Origin of the sequence: Paenibacillus elgii NBRC 100335 (genome assembly GCF_004000865.1) — a bacterium.
In the GTDB taxonomy this organism is placed as follows: Bacteria; Bacillota; Bacilli; order Paenibacillales; family NBRC-103111; genus Paenibacillus_G; species Paenibacillus_G elgii.
This window is the reverse complement of record NZ_BIMB01000033.1, coordinates 1-15,669: the sequence shown is the minus strand read 5'-3', so window position 1 is coordinate 15,669 and position 15,669 is coordinate 1. Positions and strand designations below refer to the sequence as shown.

Genomic DNA, 15,669 nt, shown 5'->3' with positions numbered 1-15,669 from the left:
TCCTGTATGGTTAAAATGTTGGATATACATGTAGCCTATGCGTTAGCTTCCGAAAACCGCATAATAAAATAGCGTTCCAAGCGAGCCTCCGACCAGCGGACCGACGACCGGAATCCAGGCATAGCCCCAGTCCGAAGAGCCCTTCTTCCCGAGCGGCAGCACCGCATGCGCGATGCGCGGACCCAGGTCGCGGGCCGGATTCATCGCATAGCCGGTCGTTCCTCCGAACGAAAGACCGACGCCGACCAGCAGGAAACCGACGACAAACGGATTCAAGCCTTCCGTAAATTTGTTGGCGCCGATCGCCAAAATGCAGACAAACAGGATAAACGTAGCCAGCACTTCGCTGATCAGGTTCGCGAACGGGCTGCGGATGGCAGGTCCTGTCGCGAAGGTTCCGAGCTTCGCCCCGGTATCCTCGGTCGCTTTCCAGTGAGGCAAGTACTGCAGCCATACGAGACACGCTCCCAGAAACGCTCCGATGAATTGCGCGGCAATATAGGACGGGACCTTCTCCCAAGGGAATTGTCCGGCCATGGCCAGCCCGAGGGTAAAGGCGGGATTCAAATGCGCGCCGCTAAATCGGCCGACCGCAAAAATCGCAATGGCGAGCGCGAGCCCCCAGCCCATCGCAATGACAATCCAGCCCGAATTCTGCGCTTTGGATTTGTTCAGACTCACTCCGGCACATACCCCATCGCCGAATAAGATTAAAAGCATCGTCCCCAGCAATTCCCCCATAAACGGAGTCATCGGCCTACCTCCTGGCATTATGTTTTTTTGTAAACCCTTTCAAACTTTCGCTTTAAAGAAAGACTTCCCCACTTAATTGGTCGTAGGTCAATATATTCTGCACCCGAGCCCTTGCATGAAGAGCCCCTCCTTTCCAGGATAAGACAAAAAACAGCCATGATCCGAAATGTGGAAAGCTCCACTTTGGATGATGGCTGTTCTCATCTTCTCACAGCAAAACTGTTTACTTGTGATCTTTATTATAGTATATGTGCCCCGTTTCGTAAACCCTGAACCCCTAAAATTCCATTTATTTGAATGATACGCCAATCGCATCCTAGCCAATCCGTTTCTTGTTAAAGACAATCGGCCGTTACCGTTACCCTCCGCGTTTATGATACGATATATGGCAGAAGAAGCAGGACAGGAGGCATGACATGCGCAAGCTCGTATTTTTCCTGGGTCCCGCCGGCGCGGGCAAGACGACCTTGGCCAAAGCCTTGGCCCGCAGACGCCATGCGGCCTTATTCGACATGGACACCTTATCCCGGCCCGCATCGGAGGCGATTATGACCCTCTCCGGGCTTGACCCGAACGACCGCGATTCCGACGTTTACAAAATACGTTGCCGGGATCTGGGCTACCGCATCACGATGGACGCCGCTCTGGAAAACGTGGACCTCGGCGTGAATGCCTTCGTCATCGGTCCGTTCACCCGGGAGCTTGAAGATCCGGCATGGCCGGAGAAGGAGCTGCTGCGGATCGGCGCATCGCTGAACGACGTAGACGTCAAAGCGATCCTCGTCTCGCTCCCCGACGAGCAGCATTACCGCGAGCGCATTCGGGACCGAGGCTTGGCCCTGGATGCGTGGAAGCTGGAGAACTGGAACGAATTCAGCCACTCTCTTGCGGTTCGGGAAATCCGGTGGAAGCTGCCGGCCTCATCGATTCTCTCGTTCAATAACGCAGGCCCGCTCACGGAGGAAAAGCTGCGGCTGGTCGAGCGTTTTATTTACGGCGACGAATCGGAAGCCTAAATCGGTACTCTAACCCAAAGTAAAAGGCCCATCGTTTTCGAGGGGCACCAGCGTGTTGAGAAACGTTAGAAGTAGAAAAATCTCAGACCAATAGAGGTGGGGTATATTCCGTAAGAGTTTACGTCCGCCTTTGAAATCCGTGAAAATACCGCCAATTCTAATCAAGTTCACGGGTTTCAAGAGCGGCTGGAGGGATATACCCCACCGGCGTATGCAGAGAATTTTCTACGCGAAGCGGGTTCCTCAACAAGCTCAAAAGGCCCCTCGTTTCCGAAGGGGCCTTTCTATCGCTACCATTACAGCTGCGCTTGCACCCAAGCTTCCAGCTCCGTCAGCGGACGGACGCCTACTTGCGTACCGACCTCGACGCCGTTTTTGAACAGCTTCAGCGTCGGAATGCTCATCACGCCGTATTGTCCGGCCGTTTCCGGATTGTCGTCTACGTTGACCTTCGCGATCTTCACCGAATCGCCGAGCTTGCCGTTCAGCTCCTCAAGCACAGGGGCGATCATTTTGCAAGGACCGCACCAAGGCGCCCAGAAATCGACCAGCACGACACCTTCTTGAATCGCATCCTTAAACTCCGCATCTTTAACATTGACAATAGCCATCTCAACCACTCCTTAGTTTATTTTTTGGTTTAACGCAGGTTCTCCAGATTGAATCCGAACGGAAACCGGGAGGCGGGAGCCTTCCACCCGCTCGGTCCGGGAAGGCTCGGCTTCCGCCCTCCCGCCGCTTGCGCGGACGCCGAGGGCAGCATGGCGCTCAGCTCTTCAAACCATGCCTGATCCCGGGTTTGCAGTGCCAGCTCGATCAGATCGCGCAGCGCCGCTTCGTCCGAAGACAGCCCGTCGGGCTCGGGCAGCCGGGTTACTTTCGACTGCCGGGCCTCCGTCACAAAGCCTACCGCTTCGGCGCGGTCGCATTGCGTAATTCGAACCCGCAGCGCGCCAGCTCCGTCCGTCCATTCGACATATCCGATAAACCTTTCGTCCTTCCAGGAAGTCCCGCTTACCCAATCGCCTTCCCGAATCAGCTCATGATTTGCAGCTGCCATGTTGATCACCCTCCCTTTTTTACACCATTACACGGTTATGAAGCCTCTGAAACGACTGAAACTTTTTTAATAACAGTTGCGTTAAAAAAAATTAGCACTTTCTCTGCTGCTTCGCGAGGACGCGTTCCAGCACGTCTTGAATCGTCAGCCGTTGGAGGTACGTCAACATCTGCTCCTCCGCTTCCGTGAATATATGATCCATCACCTCGGTCATATTGCAGGCGACGAGGCAGTCTTCCTCCACATTCCCCGAGCACCAGGACGGCTTGATCGAACCGAACGACGTGGCGCGGTAAATCTCGGCAAGCGTGACCTCATCCGGACGGCAGTTTAACGCAAATCCTCCGCCGCTGCCTTCCTTGGTCGTCACGTATCCCTGCTTGCGCAAACATCCCATCACCTTGCGTACACGGGCCGGATGCGTATCCACATTGTGGGCGATCATATCGCTGGTAGCCATATGATCCGGCCGATAGGCGAGCAGCACGAGGCTGTGGACGGCAATCGTAAATTCGCTGTTCACCGGGCGGCTCCCTTCTCTCCGTTCGCTTACTGTAATTATAATAATAACAGTTGCTTTTGTCAAATCCGCTTATGCACCATTTTCCGAACGACAAAACAGAGCCGTCCCTTCTTCCCGGGAGCCGGCTCTGTTCCGCATTTGCCCAATTATTGATAGAAGTTGCCGCGGGCGAAGTTTTGATTTTGCTGCGATTGAAAGCTCGCTTGATTCAACTGTACGAGCGTTTGCTCCAGCTGATTGCAGATTTGCGCCATTTGCTGCATTTGCTGTACCGCCGTATGGTGGCCTTGCAGCGCCGTTTGGATCACTTGCGCCGCATGCTGCTCGCGCTGGGACAAAATTTGCAGCTGCTGCGCATTTTGCTGCTCCTGCTGGAGCAACTGCTGATAATTCGCGCTCGCTTGATCCGTTTGCTGGATCAATTGTTGAATCATTTGCTGGCAATGGTTCAATTGCTGAGTAGCGTTGAACATGAACGAAATTCCTCCTTGGCATGCTTTCTGGAAATGCTTGGCTTTTCATTTAGCCCATTTTAGTATGCATGCTTCCTTTCGTCCTCATTCATCCCTACGCAAAATATTTTCCGCCGTTCCCGCCTCGTTTACAGCGTCCATTCCTCCGACAACTGCACGTACAGCTCGATCAAAAAAGCCGTCGACTGGGCCGCATAAAGCTCCCGTTCCAGCTCCAGCTTGGTTCCGAGCCGCTCGGCTATCTGCCAGGAGAGCTCCTCGCGCTTGAACTTATCCAGCGAGGGGAGGCGTTCCACGAACGTGGACAGCAGCAGCCAATCCTCCCGCTCGATCCGCCTGCGGAACGCTTCGGACAGCTTGAGTTCATACGTCAGCCGAATGTTGTTCTTGTCCAGCCACTTCCGGGTCCGCTTACGAAGAGCAAGCCGCTCATGCTGCATATCCCGGATGACGAGCGTGCCTGCGGCCAGGTCGCCGATCCGTTTGTCCATCGGATGGAAGAACATCCACAGCATGCCGACAAAATAAAAGGACGGCAAAAAATCGATCAGCCGGAAAAAATTGCGAATGATGGCCGACAGCAGCGTAACCGGCTGCCCGTTCTCTTGAATGACGCGCAGACCCAGCCATTTTTTGCCAAACGTCTGTCCGCCCATATAATATTCCGCCAACGCGTAGTAGCAGCCGATCAATAGAAAGCTGAGCACGATCAGGAAAGCGGCGGCATATTCCCCAAGCGCATCGTCCAAGCCGATGTCCAGCAGCATCAGGATCAGACCGACCAGCAGGCTGATGGCCCCGAAGGCTGCCAGCAGCAGCAGATTGTCTATGAGCTGAGCGGCCGTCCGGCTGCCGATACCCGCCGTCCGAAACTGGAGCCGGACATGCTCCGGCGTCACGATCGAAGCTTCCCTGATATTCACCTCGTTCATTTCCCCGCTCCTCCTTTCCATTTTTGTGGTAATATTGAACTATTCGAGAGACGGAAGGAGATTGTTCGCACCTATGAACATTCAGCGCTTTATCCGCGAGCACAAGTCCGTATGGACCGAGCTTGACGGACTGCTGACCTTATTCGAGAAAAAGCGCCGCACGGTACAGGCCCCGCAGGTTGACCGGCTGACCTTCTTGTACCGGACGGCCTCCGCACATCTGGCCTACGCGCAGACGTACTATCCCGGCGACGAGATCGGGCTCTACCTCAATCAGCTCGTGGCGCGGGCGCACCATGCCCTGCATGCCGAACAGTGGAAAACGTCCCATCGGCTCGGCGATTTTTTCAAGCGCCGGTTTATCGGCTACGTGCTGGAACGCAAACAGTTCATTGCGATTGCGTTTCTGCTGTTTATGGTCGGAGCGCTGTCCGGCTTCGCGGCCGTCTGGCAGGACCCGCTAAACCTGTATGCGCTCGTATCCCCTGAGATGGCCGACGGCATCAATCCCGATGCGGTGGGCAAAAACCACGGCGAAGTGCAAAGCGCCGTCATGTCCACGTCCATCATGACCAACAACATCCGGGTCGCCGTTCTCGCGTTCGTGAGCGGCATCACCTTCGGGCTGCTGACGGTCTACGTGCTGTTCTACAATGGCATCCTGATCGGCGCGCTAACCGCTGTCTTTTGGCAATCCGGCAAAAGCTACGTGTTCTGGGCGTACATTTTGCCGCACGGCGTCATCGAGCTGACCGCCATCTTCATTGCCGGGGGCTCCGGCTTGTATATGGGCTACCGGATGATCAACCCCGGACCGTATACGCGAAAATATATGCTTCTGCGCTCCGTCAAGGAATCGGCGCTCCTGATGGTCGGCACGATTCCGCTGTTCGTCATTGCCGGGATTATCGAAGGCTATATTACGCCTTCCGGGTTGTCGCTGGAAACGAAGTATATCGTCGCGGGCGCCACGCTGATTGCTCTGGCGCTGTATGTGACTTACGGACGTTTGAACGAACGCAGGCATACGCAGCTTGCAGCCGAAGGCGCCGCCCCGAAGGACGAAGCAGGATTGAGGACGGCGGACCTCTTCTCCTCCCCGGGCTCTATATCGAATCGTTCGATTTAAGATCCAGATACCGGTTAACCGCCGTCCAGGCCAGCTGCCCGACGGGAACGTCCACGATGTCGATCCCGCCGGCGGCCATCTCCGCAGCGACCGTTTGCCGGTCGACGGCGAACTTGTGCGCCACGCTTTTCACATAAGCTTGGCGCCTGCCCGCCGTCTCGGCCGACGCCCAACGCTGCAGCACTTCATCCCGCAGGCCGAGCAGCAAAATCCGGTGCTGCCGCTTCAGCCGCATCAGCAGCGGACGCAGCCCCTCCTCGAACATATAATTGTCCATATCGGAGAACAGGACAGTCAGGCTCCGTTTCTTTTGCACGCGCAGCAAATGCTGCAGCGCCGTACCATAGCTGGCCTCCACAAAATCGCTCTGCAGGTTATAAACCGCCGCCGTCAACGTCTGCAGATGGAGAAGTCCGCTATCCGGCGGCACATACACCTTCACCCGGTTCGAGAACGCGAGCAGCCCCACCTTATCCCCCTGCTTAAGCGCTACGGCGGCAAGCGCCAGCGCCGCTTCAAGCGACACGTCGAGCTTGGTCCGGCCGTCCAGCTCGATCCCCATCATGCGTCCGCAGTCCAGCAGGATGGTAACGACCTTGCCCCGTTCCGGGCGAAATACGTTCGTCATCAGTGTGCGGGACCGCGCCGACGCTCTCCAGTTAACAAACCGCGGGTCGTCGTCGGGAACGTATTCGCGAATCGCGTGAAATTCCGAGCCGGACCGCTCCTTCCGGTAAATCCGCCTTCCTTCCAGCGTCAGCTGATTTTGCATCGAAGATAAGATGCCGCGAACCCCCGACATATCGGGATAAATGCGGATGGTCTGCTCCAGCTCCAGGCGCGTCTGCTTCTCCCACAAGCCGATCCGCCCTCTCAAGCGGAGCCATACCGAGCGAAAATGATATTCTCCCCGCTCCCGGCCCTGCGTCGTGTAGCGGATCTCCGCCGTTTTCCCTTCCCAAGCCGCCGTCTGCGGCTCTCCCGGCATAACGAACGTCTGCGGCAGGTCGTCGGCGATCGTCAGCTTCAAGGATACCGGCTGCGAGGCTTCCGCGCGCACCGTCACCTCAAACGGGCTGCCGATATCGGCCTGCCCCGGGAGACCGCGGCTGACGCGCAAGCTGCGCCGCCTGGGAAGCAGCGACAGATCGAGCGCGCTCAGCCCGAGCAGCACGCCGCACACCAGCCACTGCACGGCGGCTCCGACCCCTGACCCGGCGGCATGACCCGCGCCTACAAGAACCGCCCCGGCGCCTGTCAGCAGGGCCATGCGCGGCGTCGGCACGATCAGCCGCTTCTCAATCGCGTCAGCGAGGGACCGGAATCGTCGCCAGCGTTTCCTGGATGAAGTGGTCACCGGTCTCTCCCTCCAATTCAATCTGCGGCGTCAGCAGCAGACGGTGCCGCAGCGCCGGAACGGCTACGGTCTTGATATCGTCCGGCGTGACGAAGCTGCGCCCGTCCAGCAGCGCCCAGGCGCGGGCCGCCGTCATGAGCGCAATCCCCGCCCGCGGGCTTGCCCCGAGCAGGAGCCGCTTGTCTTCGCGGGTTTTGCGGATGATTACGGCAATATATTCGACCAGACTGTCCTGCACGACAACCTCCTGCAGCTCCGCACGAAGCTGCTTCAGACGGTCCAGCGAGAATACGGCGTTCTCCTTCCTCTCCGCAGCGGCGAAGAAAGGAACGTGCTCTTTTAAAATCGCAAGCTCCGACTCCATATTCGGGTACGATACGGTCAGTTTGAATAAAAAGCGGTCCAACTGCGCTTCAGGCAGCGGATACGTGCCTTCGTACTCCACCGGGTTCTGCGTCGCGACGACGAAGAACGGATCGGGCAGCCGGTACGTCGTACCCTGAATTGTCACCTGCCGCTCCTCCATCGCTTCGAGCAAAGCAGCTTGCGTTTTCGGAGGCGTACGGTTAATCTCGTCGGCCAGCAGCAGGTTCGTAAAGACCGGACCGCGGACCGTCTGGAATTCGTTGTCCTTCATATTGAAAATTACGCTGCCGGTAATATCGCTCGGCATCATGTCCGGCGTGAACTGCACCCGGCTGAACGAACCGTCCGTCAATTCGGCAAGCGTGCGTACCATTTTCGTTTTTCCAAGGCCGGGAACTCCCTCCAGCAACACATGCCCCCCGGCCAAAAAAGCGGTCAGCAGCAGACGAATATTGTGCCGCTGTCCGATCACGCTCTTCTCCATCTGTTCCAGCAACTGCTGCAATCGGCTCACTCCCTCTCCAGTCTACGGATCACGCCATCGGCCATCCGGCTGTCTTTCTCGAACTGCTTCGGCGAATAGCTCGCCGCTTCCTCGGCGGCCTGCCAGCTTCGCATCACCGCCGCAAGCTGCTCCAGCTCCCCTTTGCTTAAATGCGGCTTGGCCGCCGCAAGTGCCTGCGTGACGGTCGCATCGAGGCGTACGCCCCACCGCTCGCGCATGAGGCCGCGGATATATCTCGCTTGGTGCGCCAACGCTTCCCGCGTCAGCTCGCGCCGCTCGTACCACCCTGCGGCGGCGAGCAACGTCTCGTCCCCGCGCCGCACCGTCCATGCGCGCGGCGTGTAAACCGGCCCGAAGCGGACGCCCTTCATCCAGAGCCACAGCAGCGCTCCCAGCGTCAGCTGCAGCAGCACGGCGAGCAGCCAGCCGGGATATACCGCAAGCATACCCGGCTTTTCGTATAGCCCGTGATGATACTCGTCGAACCACAGCCCCCCGGTATCCAGGCTTGTCTGTAGGTACGGCCGGATCAGCTCAAAATGCGAATGCTCTAAAATGCGGTCGTTCCTCATCCACTCCGGGACGAGAAGCAGCGTGATGCTGCCCTGCCCGACTTCTGTGCGTCCGGCAATAATGCCCCGCTCATCCTTTAGCAGCGGCTTCATGCCCGATGTTTCCTTCAGGCGGTAAACGGACGCCACCTGCCCGCTAAGCCCGGTTCCCGACTGCCCTGTCAAGTCGGTGATCGCTACAGCGTCGGTACCGACTTGCCCCGTCTTCGTAAGGGAGAATCCATCCATTTCTTCCGGCGAGTCATGCAACATGACAAGCTCATTGCCCCCGCTTACCCATGTGCGGATCTCTTCCCATTCTTTGGCCCCCAGCGTATACGGTTGAATGACGAGCAGCTTATGACGCCCCCCGCTTGGCAGAGAACGCCAAGGCTGCTTCCAGGTTTTGACGGGTGCGCCCTGCTCCTTCAGCAAAGTAAATACCGCTTTGGTCCCGTCGCGGTCGGCGGATGTCGACAGATACGGAGGAAGATCCGGCAGATCGGGCTTCACCAGAATGTATCCGAACAGCAGAAAGGCGACGATACTGACCGCCAAAGCGATCTGCAGCTTGTTCCGCTTAAGCATAACCCGCCTCCTCCCGCCGGTACGGCGCCAACAGCTCGGTCATCCGTCCGTATTCGTACGCTCCCGCCGTACCGCCTCCGTAGTAGACGAGTTCGAACAAAGAAGCGGCCTGCTTGAACGTCTCGACCGCCCCCGGCTGCCGCTCGTACAGCTCCTCCGCATATTCGCGGTTCGTCTTCCATCGCTCCGCCCGCACCCATTCGCGTTCGTCCATCAGCAGAAGCATCGCCAGAAACGTCCGGCGTACCGCCTCCGGATAGTCGCCCACCGCTGCGCATTCCTCCGCTTCCCGGAGCAATGCGGCGAAGGAGCGGTCCAGCTCCGCAGCGCTGCGGAACACGCTGCGCCGCCGGCTGCGGCGAATCAGGATCAGGCTGCGCACCAGCCAGACGATGGCCGCCACAAGGACGGCCAGCAGAATGCCGAGCAGGACGTAAGCGAGCAACTTCGGGGTGCCGGGCGGAACGGACATGTCCGGGAACAAGTCCAGCACCTTCCGCCACATCCGCTCCAGCCATTCGACGACGGGGTTCCGTCCGTCGCCTCGCAAATACGCCGTGTATTCGTCGCGTTCCAGAATGCTTTCCAGCTGTTTTTTTTCCGCTTTCCAACCGTCGCTATTCATCTTTCTTCTCCGGCTCCTTCGAACCGTTGGCATCGGAAGGCTCGCGTTCCGGCGACGGATTCGCGGGACTTCCGTTTTCCTGTCCGGCAGGCGCAGTCATGCCCGGAGCACGGACGGCTTCCCCGGCAGATTCGGCCCGGTCCTGTGCAGCTCCGCTCGTGTGCCCCGCTGCTGCCTTTCGCGCCGCTTCTTCCGTTTGCACGGTTCCCGCGGCTTGGGCCGTCCCGTCCGGTCGCTCTGCCTCCGCAGGCTGCCCAAACCTATCCGTCCGTGCAGCGTCCACAGCGTGCCCAGCCCCGGCTTGCGCGGAACCGGCCGCATATCCCGCTTCTCCCGGCTGGCCGCTGTATGACTCGTACGACTGACCGGCTGCAAGCATCTGCTCCAGATCGGCCCCTTCGTTGCGCACCCGCAAGTCGAAGTACGTCACTGCATAAGGGATCATATAGATCGGCGTAATCAGCAGCGTCATCACGATATAAATCAATTGGCCGAGCAGAGACAATTTGAACACCGCGATCAGCAGCGCATAGGTCCCCATCATAAAGACGCCGTAAATAATTGACAGGACGAAGTAAATGCCGAATATACGCCAAAAGTTCCCTTTGGTCAGCCTCCAGCTCCGGCCTAGCGACGAAGGAGCGCCCTCCAGCGCGATAACCGGCAAATAAAAGCCGAAACGGATGGCGAAAAAGCCAATCCCCGCCATCACCATCAGCGCAACCAGCAAATACATAACGACCAGCAAAACAACCAGCACGATGCTGCTGCCGAACGGATCGGAACCCAACTGGGAAAAGCCGGTGCCGATTCCCACCGTTACCACGAACACAATGATTACCCCAAACACAACAGCAGTTGAGATCGCCATGTATACGCCCATGAGAATCAATCCGAACAGCAGCGTATTGCCCACCTTCGGCCAATAACGGGAAAACGAGCTTCTTAACAGCTCCTTGAAGCCCACGGAAGCTCCATCGGCGGCGGCTCGGACCAGATGAAGCTGCGACGAGACCGCTGCCGGAAACACGGCCAGCATGTATAATGGCATCAGCAAGAACGAAAATAACAGCAACCCTATACGCAGTTCGTCGTCCGATCCGCTGGCTTCGGCGAAGCGGTCTATCGAATCGGCAATCGTTTCCCCGGATTCCGGAAGGAGCGAAACGCTGCTCACATCGAAGAGCACCAGGTTTTGCAAAAGATAAAGCGGGCCGAAAAACAGCAGCATCAGCAAGAACGTCACCGTAAAATGCTTGCGGTAGATCTGAAAGCTCCTGTCCAAAATCGCACCGATCCCCATCGGCCTTTCAAATGAAATCATTGGTCGCTCCTCCTGCCCCACATATTCGACATCATTATACACGAACTTTCAACGGGATAGCACCAATAAATTACAGAATGCAAAAAGCCGGCCGTCTGATTCGACGGCCGGTCCGGGTGCTGCTATGGGTGCTTAAGGCTTCACGTCATACATTTTGTACAAGCCGTCCAACATCAGGTTGGCAGCTTTGACGCCGCCCGCCGTATTCCAAATGACATCATCCACTTTGAACACTTTATTGTTTTTGACGACTTTCAGGTTTTTCCAGAGCGGATCGTTCATCCATTCCTCTTCCTGCTTGGTTCCTTTGCCGTCGCCGGTCTCATAGGTGAAATAGATGACCCGGTCGGCGGCTTCCAGCTCCGTCAGCCGTTCTTTCGTAATGTCCTCGAACGCCTTCTCGTCGTTCTTGGCATCGGAACGGGCAATACCGATTTGCTTAAAGATAACGCCGGTAAACATATTGCCGTAGTAGTAACGGGTTTTGCCGCCCATGAAGCGGACGACGGCCACTTTCTCATTCAGCTTGCTGCCGGCCTTTTGCTTGAAGTCCTCGATTCGCTTGTCGAATGCGGCGATGATCTTGTCGCCCTTGGCTTTTTTGTTCAGTGCATCAGCATACAGCTTGAAGTTGTCTTTCCACTCGCCGCGCAGCGTTTCCGAATAGACGGTCGGCGCGATGGCTTTGAGCTGGTCGTAAATTTTTTCGTGGCGCATTTTGTTGCCGATGATGAGATCGGGCTTGAGCGATGCGATCAGCTCCAGGTTCGGCTGCTGCTCGCCACCGACCGCTTTGACGCCTTCCATGTCGGCTTTGATATGATCGAACCACGGATTGCCGGTGTACGATTGCACCGCCGCGATCGGCTTCACGCCGAGCGCAAGCAGCGCCTCCGTCCCTTCGTTGGTCAAAATGACGACCTTCTGCGGGTTGGCCGGAACCTCGCTTTCGCCCATGGCATGCTTGATTTTGCGCTTACCGTCCGCTTGGGCCGGCGCTGCAGCTTCTCCGGGTTTGGCATCCGGCTGCGCTGCGGGCTTCTCGCCGCAGGCCGTCAGCCAGACGGACAATAATAAGACGACGGCAAGCAGCGCCGCCGGTTTCAGACGAAAGGACCGGTTAAAGGAAAACATGTGCGACCTCCTGATTTCTGGTTGTTCTTGATGTCTTCATTATCATTGTGAATGCCATAAACTATTGATAATCATTATCATTTACTTGGTTAATATTACTGAGCAGCGGCTTGCTTGTCAACTATTTTATGATAATGATTCTCAGATTCATTGACAGCTGATAATGGTTCTCATACAATGAAATAAAGCGTTTATACTATAGGTTAAGACAGGAAGCAGGCTATTTTTTTATGCGCAATCCACTTCATCGTCGCTCTTCCAAAATCATCGGTCTGATCGCAGCTCTCGTGCTGCTCGCTCTGGCTATGGCGGCCAGCGTCATGTTCGGCCTTAACTATTATTCATGGGATCGCGTTATCGCGTCCTATACGCAATTCAACGGCTCCAACGAGCATATTATTATCCAGACGGCGCGCGTGCCCCGGGCACTTATCGCCGCCGCGGTCGGTGCAGGCCTCGCCGTAGCCGGCGCGCTGATGCAAGCCATTACCCGCAATCCGCTCGCATCGCCGAGTATTTTCGGCGTCAATGCCGGAGCGGCGTTTGCCATTGTTTTATCCGTCGCCCTGTTCGACGTCTCGGGCATGACACAGTATACCTGGATCGCGTTTCTGGGGGCGGCCGTCAGCGCCGGGGGCGTCTACTTTCTCGGTTCGATCGGGCGCGACGGCCTGACCCCGATCAAGATTACACTCGCCGGATCGGCCGTCACCGCCTTCTTCGCGTCGCTGACCCAAGGCATCCTGCTCGGCAGCGGCAAAGCGTTCGATCAAGTGCTGTTCTGGCTCGTCGGCTCGGTAGCCGGACGGACGATGGAGATGCTTAACGCGGTTCTGCCTTATATGCTCGCAGCCTTGATAGGAGCCCTGCTCCTCTCGCCGCAAATCAACGTGCTCGCGATGGGCGAGGACGTCGCCAAAGGGCTCGGCCAGCGCACCCTGCTTGTTAAAACCGCAGCGGCCGTTGTCATCGTGCTGCTCGCCGGCGGCGCCGTATCCGTAGCGGGACCGGTCGTATTCGTCGGCATCATCGTGCCGCATATCGTCCGCTATCTGGTAGGCATCGACCACCGCTGGCTGATACCTTACTGCGCCGTGCTTGGCGCGCTGCTGCTGGTTAGCGCCGACATCGGGGCGCGCTTCATCGCCATGCCGAAGGAAGTGCCCGTCGGCGTCACGACCGCCCTGATCGGCGTCCCCTTCTTCGTGTATATCGCGCGCAAAGGAGGGCAGCTGTCATGAGCCGTCCATCCAGCCGGTACTTTGCCGTCCGTGGAAAAGCTTTCTCGTATCTTGTCAGCAAAAGAGCGCTGGCCATCACGTTATTGCTGCTCTTTATCACGATTGCCATCATGATTCTCAGCACTGGCATCGGCAGCGTCTACATCCCGCCGGGCGAAGTCGTCCGTTCGGTCTTCGGCTTCGGAGACGATTCCAGCGAGATGATTGTCCGCTCGCTTCGCTTGCCGCGCATTCTAATGGCCGTGCTCATCGGAGCGTCGCTGGCGGTGGCCGGGGCCATTCTGCAAGGCGTCGTGCGTAACTCGCTGGCTTCGCCCGACACGGTCGGCATGACCGGGGGCGGAACGCTGGGAGCCGTGTCGTTCTTTTTCTTTTTCTCGGATAAAATTACGATTCATCTGCTGCCCGTGTTCGCCATTGCCGGGGCCTTCATCGCCACGTTCGTCGTCTATGCCCTTTCGTGGAAAGGAGACGGCGTGACCCCGCTCCGGCTCGTGCTGATCGGCATCGGCTTCGCGGCGGCAATGAGCTCGATCTCGTATATGATGCTGATCTCCGGTCCTGTCGTTCTGGCGAACCAATCGCTTACGTTTATGACCGGAAGCATTTACGGTGTCTCTTGGGAGAAGTCCGTCACGCCGCTGCTGCCTTGGTTTATTGTGCTGCTGCCGCTGATTATCGTCTATTCTCGGCATGTCAACATTCAGGAGCTTGGCGAAGAAGTCGCCCGCAGCGTAGGCAGCGCCGTCCAGCGCCAGCGGTTCCTGCTGCTGCTGCTCAGCGTCGCCTTGGGCGGAGCCGCCGTAGCGTTCGGCGGAGCGATCGGCTTCATCGGCTTGATGGCGCCGCATATGGCCCGCAAGCTCGTCGGCCCGGCCTTCGGCGCACTGGTGCCGGTATCGGCGCTCATCGGAGCGCTCGTGCTGCTGCTGTCCGACCTCGCCGGCCGGACGCTGTTTGCGCCGCTCGATATTCCTGCCGGCGTATTCACCGCCTGCATCGGCGCGCCGTTCTTCGTCTATTTGCTGTACCGCAGCCGCAGCCGTTAACTACGTTATTAACCTGTCGATATCGATGCAAAGCCTTGACACGGACACCATGTAAAACAGAGAAGCCCGGCCTATCCCAGCGGAACGGCTTAATCGACCTAAACTGTCGACACCGTACCGTCTGCGCCATGTCTGCTTATCGCCGGGCTTCGAGACCGAAGGAGAAGATTTTATGACTGCCATCCAATCGAACGACCTGTGCCTCTGTTATGGGGATACGTGCATTTTTCAAGAGCTGAACATCAAAATTCCGAAAGGAAAAATAACGGTGTTTATCGGCGGCAACGGCTGCGGCAAATCGACGCTGCTCCGCTCTCTGGCCCGGCTGCTCAAGCCGCAAAGCGGACAAGTGGTGCTCGACGGCAGCAACATCGCGACGATGTCCACCAAGGAAGTCGCCAGACGCATGGCGATTCTTCCGCAAGGCCCGGCGGCTCCGGAAGGCTTGACGGTACTGCAGCTTGTCAAGCAGGGGCGCTATCCGTATCAAAGCTGGCTCCAGCAGTGGTCCAAGGAAGACGAAGCCATGGTGCAGCGCGCGCTTGAGCTGACGCACATGAAGCCGCTCGCTGAGCGTACGGTCGATTCCTTGTCCGGCGGCCAGCGGCAGCGGGCCTGGATCGCCATGACGCTGGCTCAAGGCACGCCGACGATTCTGCTTGATGAACCGACAACATACCTCGATCTGGCGCACCAAATCGAAGTGCTCGACTTGCTGTACGAGTTGAACGAAAGCGAGCAGCGCACCATCGTCATGGTGCTTCATGACATTAACCTTGCCTGCCGTTATGCGCATAACATCGTAGCCATCAAAGACCGCAAAGTCTGGGCCGAAGGCCGGCCGCAGGATATCGTCAACGAAGATTTGATCCGCAACGTGTTCGAGCTCGAATCGCGGGTCGTCGAGGACCCGCTGTTCGGCACGCCGATGGTCGTTCCTTTCGGCAGAGGCAAGCAGCCTCTGGCGGCCCAAGCGGCAGCTCAGCAGCTCGCGGTTGCCGGGAAGTAAATTAAGATATCGAATAAAGCGCCTCTCCTGCAAA

General features: G+C 57.6%; 17 protein-coding genes. 5 read left to right on the top strand and 12 right to left on the bottom strand.

The window, feature by feature from the left end; genetic code table 11:
- Positions 1 to 42: 42 nt before the first annotated feature.
- Positions 43 to 753, bottom strand: a complete 711-nt coding sequence (locus PEL01S_RS22035; RefSeq protein ID WP_127461864.1) for an MIP/aquaporin family protein — start codon at positions 751 to 753, stop codon at positions 43 to 45.
- Between the two features lie 416 nt (positions 754 to 1,169).
- Here PEL01S_RS22035 and PEL01S_RS22030 point away from each other — a divergent pair, with 416 nt between their 5' ends.
- Positions 1,170 to 1,769 (top strand): P-loop nucleotide/nucleoside kinase family protein, encoded by a 600-nt coding sequence (locus tag PEL01S_RS22030; protein ID WP_127461863.1) that lies wholly within the window; start codon positions 1,170 to 1,172, stop codon positions 1,767 to 1,769.
- A gap of 296 nt (positions 1,770 to 2,065) precedes the next feature.
- On the opposite strand, the gene trxA is transcribed toward PEL01S_RS22030, so the two are convergent.
- From trxA to PEL01S_RS22005, 5 genes are all read right to left on the bottom strand, one after another.
- Positions 2,066 to 2,380: a thioredoxin gene (trxA, locus tag PEL01S_RS22025; RefSeq protein ID WP_010497598.1), complete on the bottom strand. Its 315-nt coding sequence runs from the start codon at positions 2,378 to 2,380 to the stop codon at positions 2,066 to 2,068.
- A gap of 29 nt (positions 2,381 to 2,409) precedes the next feature.
- On the bottom strand, positions 2,410 to 2,829 hold the full coding sequence (locus tag PEL01S_RS22020; RefSeq protein WP_127461862.1) for a hypothetical protein: 420 nt from the start codon (positions 2,827 to 2,829) through the stop codon (positions 2,410 to 2,412).
- 91 nt (positions 2,830 to 2,920) lie between these two features.
- Positions 2,921 to 3,352, bottom strand: a complete 432-nt coding sequence (locus tag PEL01S_RS22015; protein WP_127461861.1) for an RrF2 family transcriptional regulator — start codon at positions 3,350 to 3,352, stop codon at positions 2,921 to 2,923.
- Positions 3,353 to 3,498: 146 nt separating this feature from the next.
- Complete coding sequence (locus tag PEL01S_RS22010; RefSeq protein ID WP_010497605.1) at positions 3,499 to 3,825, bottom strand: hypothetical protein; 327 nt, start codon at positions 3,823 to 3,825, stop codon at positions 3,499 to 3,501.
- A gap of 128 nt (positions 3,826 to 3,953) precedes the next feature.
- Positions 3,954 to 4,757: an RDD family protein gene (locus tag PEL01S_RS22005; protein WP_127461860.1), complete on the bottom strand. Its 804-nt coding sequence runs from the start codon at positions 4,755 to 4,757 to the stop codon at positions 3,954 to 3,956.
- Between the two features lie 73 nt (positions 4,758 to 4,830).
- On the opposite strand from PEL01S_RS22005, the gene PEL01S_RS22000 reads away from it, so the two are divergent.
- Positions 4,831 to 5,886, top strand: coding sequence for a stage II sporulation protein M (locus PEL01S_RS22000; RefSeq protein WP_127461859.1), 1,056 nt, complete (start codon positions 4,831 to 4,833; stop codon positions 5,884 to 5,886).
- On the opposite strand, the gene PEL01S_RS21995 is transcribed toward PEL01S_RS22000, so the two are convergent.
- From PEL01S_RS21995 to PEL01S_RS21970, 6 genes are all read right to left on the bottom strand, one after another.
- Positions 5,864 to 7,243 (bottom strand): DUF58 domain-containing protein, encoded by a 1,380-nt coding sequence (locus tag PEL01S_RS21995; RefSeq protein ID WP_255320151.1) that lies wholly within the window; start codon positions 7,241 to 7,243, stop codon positions 5,864 to 5,866. The genes PEL01S_RS22000 and PEL01S_RS21995 overlap by 23 nt on opposite strands.
- On the bottom strand, positions 7,194 to 8,114 hold the full coding sequence (locus PEL01S_RS21990; protein WP_063184358.1) for an AAA family ATPase: 921 nt from the start codon (positions 8,112 to 8,114) through the stop codon (positions 7,194 to 7,196). Before PEL01S_RS21990 ends, PEL01S_RS21995 begins: the two co-directional genes overlap by 50 nt.
- 5 nt (positions 8,115 to 8,119) lie before the next feature.
- Entirely contained in the window at positions 8,120 to 9,253 is a 1,134-nt protein-coding gene (locus PEL01S_RS21985) for a DUF4350 domain-containing protein (protein WP_127461858.1), read from the bottom strand.
- Positions 9,246 to 9,878 carry a DUF4129 domain-containing protein gene (locus tag PEL01S_RS21980; RefSeq protein WP_164824308.1) on the bottom strand — a complete coding sequence of 211 codons (633 nt, stop codon included), beginning with the start codon at positions 9,876 to 9,878 and terminating at the stop codon, positions 9,246 to 9,248. Before PEL01S_RS21980 ends, PEL01S_RS21985 begins: the two co-directional genes overlap by 8 nt.
- Positions 9,871 to 11,202, bottom strand: coding sequence for a DUF7847 domain-containing protein (locus tag PEL01S_RS21975; protein WP_127461856.1), 1,332 nt, complete (start codon positions 11,200 to 11,202; stop codon positions 9,871 to 9,873). Before PEL01S_RS21975 ends, PEL01S_RS21980 begins: the two co-directional genes overlap by 8 nt.
- Positions 11,203 to 11,334: 132 nt before the next feature.
- Positions 11,335 to 12,336: an ABC transporter substrate-binding protein gene (locus tag PEL01S_RS21970; RefSeq protein WP_127461855.1), complete on the bottom strand. Its 1,002-nt coding sequence runs from the start codon at positions 12,334 to 12,336 to the stop codon at positions 11,335 to 11,337.
- A 230-nt stretch (positions 12,337 to 12,566) separates the two neighbouring features.
- Here PEL01S_RS21970 and PEL01S_RS21965 point away from each other — a divergent pair, with 230 nt between their 5' ends.
- From PEL01S_RS21965 to PEL01S_RS21955, 3 genes are all read left to right on the top strand, one after another.
- Positions 12,567 to 13,577: a FecCD family ABC transporter permease gene (locus PEL01S_RS21965; RefSeq protein ID WP_127461854.1), complete on the top strand. Its 1,011-nt coding sequence runs from the start codon at positions 12,567 to 12,569 to the stop codon at positions 13,575 to 13,577.
- Complete coding sequence (locus tag PEL01S_RS21960) at positions 13,574 to 14,626, top strand: FecCD family ABC transporter permease (protein WP_127461853.1); 1,053 nt, start codon at positions 13,574 to 13,576, stop codon at positions 14,624 to 14,626. Before PEL01S_RS21965 ends, PEL01S_RS21960 begins: the two co-directional genes overlap by 4 nt.
- A gap of 172 nt (positions 14,627 to 14,798) precedes the next feature.
- Positions 14,799 to 15,635, top strand: a complete 837-nt coding sequence (locus tag PEL01S_RS21955) for an ABC transporter ATP-binding protein (protein ID WP_063184365.1) — start codon at positions 14,799 to 14,801, stop codon at positions 15,633 to 15,635.
- Positions 15,636 to 15,669: the final 34 nt, after the last annotated feature.

Coding starts and splice junctions, on each gene's coding strand:
- trxA (WP_010497598.1), bottom strand. CDS start 2,380: ATGGCTATTGTCAATGTTAAAGATGCGGAGTTTAAGGATGCGATTCAA.
- PEL01S_RS22010 (WP_010497605.1), bottom strand. CDS start 3,825: ATGTTCAACGCTACTCAGCAATTGAACCATTGCCAGCAAATGATTCAA.
- PEL01S_RS21970 (WP_127461855.1), bottom strand. CDS start 12,336: ATGTTTTCCTTTAACCGGTCCTTTCGTCTGAAACCGGCGGCGCTGCTT.
- PEL01S_RS22030 (WP_127461863.1), top strand. CDS start 1,170: ATGCGCAAGCTCGTATTTTTCCTGGGTCCCGCCGGCGCGGGCAAGACG.
- PEL01S_RS21980 (WP_164824308.1), bottom strand. CDS start 9,878: ATGAATAGCGACGGTTGGAAAGCGGAAAAAAAACAGCTGGAAAGCATT.
- PEL01S_RS21955 (WP_063184365.1), top strand. CDS start 14,799: ATGACTGCCATCCAATCGAACGACCTGTGCCTCTGTTATGGGGATACG.
- PEL01S_RS21985 (WP_127461858.1), bottom strand. CDS start 9,253: ATGCTTAAGCGGAACAAGCTGCAGATCGCTTTGGCGGTCAGTATCGTC.
- PEL01S_RS21975 (WP_127461856.1), bottom strand. CDS start 11,202: ATGATTTCATTTGAAAGGCCGATGGGGATCGGTGCGATTTTGGACAGG.
- PEL01S_RS22000 (WP_127461859.1), top strand. CDS start 4,831: ATGAACATTCAGCGCTTTATCCGCGAGCACAAGTCCGTATGGACCGAG.
- PEL01S_RS21965 (WP_127461854.1), top strand. CDS start 12,567: ATGCGCAATCCACTTCATCGTCGCTCTTCCAAAATCATCGGTCTGATC.
- PEL01S_RS21960 (WP_127461853.1), top strand. CDS start 13,574: ATGAGCCGTCCATCCAGCCGGTACTTTGCCGTCCGTGGAAAAGCTTTC.
- PEL01S_RS22005 (WP_127461860.1), bottom strand. CDS start 4,757: ATGAACGAGGTGAATATCAGGGAAGCTTCGATCGTGACGCCGGAGCAT.
- PEL01S_RS22020 (WP_127461862.1), bottom strand. CDS start 2,829: ATGGCAGCTGCAAATCATGAGCTGATTCGGGAAGGCGATTGGGTAAGC.
- PEL01S_RS22035 (WP_127461864.1), bottom strand. CDS start 753: ATGACTCCGTTTATGGGGGAATTGCTGGGGACGATGCTTTTAATCTTA.